At 69.2% G+C, this 3796-nt stretch carries 6 protein-coding genes; 4 read left to right on the top strand and 2 right to left on the bottom strand.

The window, feature by feature from the left end:
• From VB739_RS16315 to VB739_RS16305, 3 genes are all read left to right on the top strand, one after another.
• The coding region (locus VB739_RS16315) for a hypothetical protein (protein ID WP_323358068.1) at positions 1–1876 on the top strand (1876 nt) is incomplete at its 5' end.
• A gap of 52 nt (positions 1877–1928) precedes the next feature.
• A complete protein-coding gene (locus VB739_RS16310; protein WP_323358067.1) occupies positions 1929–2417 on the top strand; it encodes a hypothetical protein in 489 nt (162 codons plus the stop codon).
• 73 nt (positions 2418–2490) lie between these two features.
• A complete protein-coding gene (locus VB739_RS16305; RefSeq protein WP_323358066.1) occupies positions 2491–2670 on the top strand; it encodes a hypothetical protein in 180 nt (59 codons plus the stop codon).
• Between the two features lie 10 nt (positions 2671–2680).
• On the opposite strand, the gene VB739_RS16300 is transcribed toward VB739_RS16305, so the two are convergent.
• A complete protein-coding gene (locus tag VB739_RS16300; protein ID WP_323358065.1) occupies positions 2681–2926 on the bottom strand; it encodes a hypothetical protein in 246 nt (81 codons plus the stop codon).
• A gap of 138 nt (positions 2927–3064) precedes the next feature.
• Between VB739_RS16300 and VB739_RS16295 the strand changes: the two genes are divergently transcribed.
• Positions 3065–3337 carry an RNA-binding protein gene (locus VB739_RS16295; RefSeq protein ID WP_323358064.1) on the top strand — a complete coding sequence of 91 codons (273 nt, stop codon included), beginning with the start codon at positions 3065–3067 and terminating at the stop codon, positions 3335–3337.
• 67 nt (positions 3338–3404) lie between these two features.
• On the opposite strand, the gene VB739_RS16290 is transcribed toward VB739_RS16295, so the two are convergent.
• Positions 3405–3796 (bottom strand): sigma factor-like helix-turn-helix DNA-binding protein (locus VB739_RS16290; protein ID WP_323358063.1); only part of this gene is annotated, 392 nt, incomplete at its 5' end.

Raw genomic sequence — 3796 nt, 5'->3', positions numbered from 1 at the left:
GCTGCAGGCCCTGCCCGTGGCCCTGCTGCTGAGCCTCTGGGGCGGCCTCGGCCTCGCCCTGCTGCTCTATCCCCGTGAGGCGGCCACCAGGGCCACGGCCCTGGCGCTCAGTGCCGCCGTGGCCCTGCTGCTGGGGCGTAACGCCCGGCGGCATGGCCCGCGCTGGCTGGCCATGGGCGATGCGCTGGTGGGGCAGACCCTGGTGCTGACCGCCCTGCTGAGCCTGGCGCCCCTGATCGCGGATGGGCCGTTGCTGGCCGGTGTGGTGCTGCTGGAGTGCCTGCTGTTCCTGGGCCTGGCGGTGCGGGAGGACTCCGGGCCCCTGCGACGCATCGGCTGGTGGCTCTGCGTGGCGGCGAGCCTGCTGCTGGCGATCACGGGCCTGGTGGCGGCGCTGCTGAGTCGCGATCCGGTGGCCCAGCTCCAGGCCGGGGCCGTGCTCACCGTTGGGGCCGCCCTGACGGCGGGGATGCAGGTGCTGCTGCAGCGCCGTGGCGTGCCGCTGCCCCTGCCGCCCCTGCTGGGCTGGCTGGCCGGCGGCCTGATCGCTGTGGGGCCGGCGCTGGTGGTGCCCGAGGACAGGCGCTCTTTCCTGAGCCTGGTGGTGATGGGGGCGTTCCTGGTGGCGGCACGGCGCTGGCGCCCCCCGGGCCTGCTGCTGGGCGTCAGCGCTGCCATCGGGGCGGCCCATGGCTTCGGCTGGCTGGCGCTGCTGGTCCAGGCCCCCTGGCCGGCCATGGCCCTGCTCGCTCGCCTGTTGCCCCTGGGGCTGCTGGCGATACTGTTGATGCTGTCCGGCGGCGGTAGCCGCCAGCAGTGCCTCGGCCTCGGCCTGCTGGGCGTCGATGTGGGGCTGGGGACCCTGTGGCTGCTCGAGCCGATCTCGCCCCTGCTGCCGGGGGTGGCCTGGCTGCTGCTGGCCGCCGCGGCCCTGGCGGCCACCCAGCGGCTGCGAGGGGCGGCCGTGCGGGCCGGCCTGGTGCTGTCCCTGGTGTATCTGGCCGGTTTCGGCGTCGCCTATCTGCTGGTGATCGGACCCAGCCAGGAGCTGGTGACGCTCGGGGCGCTGCAACTGCGGGGCCGCTGGCTGGTCGAGCTGCTGGCGATCGCCGTGTGTCTGCACGGCTGGTTCTTCCGGGCGGGAGCGGAGCTGGCGCGACTGCGGATCTGGCCGCTGGTGCAGCCCTGCTACCTCGAGGGGGCCCTGTTGGGCGTGGGGCTGACCCTGCAGGGGCAGATCAGTGCCCCCTGGCGACCCGTCGCCTGGTCCCTGCTGGCCCTGGTGCTGGTCTGCCCGGCGCTGGTGCGGCTGTTCGCCATCCGCCTGCAGGTCTACGGCGTGGGCGTTTACTGGTTGTCGGTGCTGGCGCTGATGCACACCCTCGGCGGAGGCCTGTCCTCCTTCCCCCCGGTCAGCGGCGCCGCCCAGGCCGCCGGGGTGGTGGCGATTGCCCTGCAGACGGCCTTCGTCGTGGCCTCCCACCGCTGGCTCGACCTCCAACGGCTGGCCCAGCCCGGTGGCTGGCCGTTGCTGGTCTGGATCGGAGCGCGGGTGGCGCAGCGCCGCAACCTCTGGCTGTACTACCCCCTGTTCGTCGCCGTGGCCTTCGTGCTGGCCAGCGGCTACGACCGCGCCCTGCTGACGTTCCTGTGGACCGGCGAAGCCTTCGCCATCTACCTGCTCGGGGTGGTCTTGCGGGAGCCCCAGTTCCGGCTGGTGGCTCTGGTGGGTCTGGGTGGCTGCCTGCTGCGGTTGCTGGCCATCGACATGGACCAGGCGGACCTGGGCCTGCGGGGTCTGGTGTTCATCGGCGTGGGCCTGCTGCTGCTGGCCCTGAACGCCATCGTCCACCGCTTGCGCAGCCGATTCAGCTGAGCGGGCGGCACCGGCGCCTAGGGTCGGGCGCGATCGCCTCCTGATTCCTTCCGTGACCCAGCTTCTGGCCGCCCTCTCGACGGCTCCGGTGACCCTGCAGCAGGCCGGGCTGGACCAGGCCAGCGGCGATTTCGGCGATCTGGATGCCCTGGAGATCCTGCTGGAATACGCCCCCCTCACCTACCCGCCCTACATGCTGGCGGGCATCGGTCTGGCCATGGCCGTGCTCTGCGGGCTCACCTTCGCCAAGATGATCCAGAACCGGCTGGAGGGCTGGAAGCAGGACCGGCTGGCTCTGCTGCCGATCTCCAACCTGGAGACAACCCTGCCCTACGCGGGTCTGGTGATCGGTGTGACGCTGTTCATCGGTGCCAGCCTGCAGGTGTTCGGCTTCGCCGCCGGCGCGGCCCTGCTGGTGGCCTTCGTGCTGTCGCTGCTCACCGGTGGTGCCCTGTGGGTGCAGCTCGAGCGGCTGATGGCCCAGGTGCAGGACGGCACCTTCCGTGCGGTCGACTTCGATAACTTCGACCAGTTTTTCTGATTACCCAGGGCGGGTTGCCGTCACCCACCCGCCGGCAAGACCTCGTAACGTAATGAAATATCGCAACACGGTCATGGAAGCCTCCCTTTCGATCAACCGCCAGTTCTCGATCGCCGTTCACTCCCGCGCCATCGACAGCTGCAATGACATCGAGGAACTGCGTACGGTCGCCAAGACCCTCCTCTCCGCCTGGCAGCACCAGGCTGAGTTCAGCGAGCATTACGGCGCCCAGCTCCTCGGCTTGCGCCGCTGACGGCCGGCGTTCAGGGCGTCTCGTTGCCGTTGCCCGCCTCTCCGGAGCCGCCAGGGCCCCGACTCCGCCAGAGTTTCAGGCCCACTCCGCCCCACAGCAGGCTCCAGAACAGGAAGGTGATCAGGGTTCCCACCTGTCCGCCTTCCAGGCTGTAGACCTCCGCCCTGATCAGGCCGGCATCGATCAACGAGCCGCCCACCCCCCAGCCGAGCACCCAGAGCGCCACCAGGGCGATGGCCGTTGCCTGCTGCTTCATGCTTCGCCCTGCGCAACGCCCCCAGCCTGCCAGCCCAACCAGGCTGTACGCTTCTACTGATTCAAAGATTTCTCTTCGGCGAGTGACAACGTCCCGAAAGGGCTTTCGACGAATCCGTTCATAATTGTTTCTCTGTTCATGACGATCTACGTTGGAAATCTCTCCTTCGATGCGGAGGTAGATGATCTCAACCATCTGTTTGCGCAGTATGGAGCGCTGCGTAACTGCAGCCTGCCCCTCGACCGGGAAACCGGCCGAAAGCGCGGCTTTGCCTTCGTTGAAATGGCCAATGAGGCCGATGAAACCAAGGCCATCGACGACCTTCAGGACGTCGAGTGGATGGGGCGGATGATTCGGGTCAACAAGGCCCAGCCCCGCACCGGTGGTGGCGGCGGTCGTCCCCGTTACTGAAGCCAGGTCACCCCTGCAGGCCAAAGCCCCCGGCGACGGGGGCTTTTTTGATGGGCCGACGTATGGCTCAGGCCACCAGATAGGCCTCGAGGGAGCGGGAGTGGTGGCGAATGCCTTCAAGGGCACGCCGCTCCAGATTGCGGGTCTTGTCCCGGCTCATGCCCAGGGTGCGAGCGATGCCGGTGAGGCTCATCGGCTCCTCGCCGTCGATGCCGTAGCGCATCTTCAGCACGCGGCCCTGCAGGTCCGGCAACTGCTCGAGCAGGGCCCTCAGGTCGCCCTTGAGGCACTCGCCATCCACCAGCTCGGCCGGCAGCAGGTCGTCACCGGAGAGCAGATCCAGCAGTTCGGTGTCCTCGCCGTCGCCCACCTTCGTCTCCAGGCTCACCGGCTGGCGGGCGCGGCAGAGCAGATCCTTCACCTCCTCCTCGGGCAGTTCCACCGCCACCGCCAGCTCGC

Origin of the sequence: Cyanobium gracile UHCC 0281, from assembly GCF_034931305.1 — a bacterium.
GTDB lineage: Bacteria > Cyanobacteriota > Cyanobacteriia > PCC-6307 > Cyanobiaceae > Cyanobium > Cyanobium gracile_A.
Note: the sequence above shows the minus strand (reverse complement) of the source record. Positions and strands in the feature narration are given on the sequence as shown.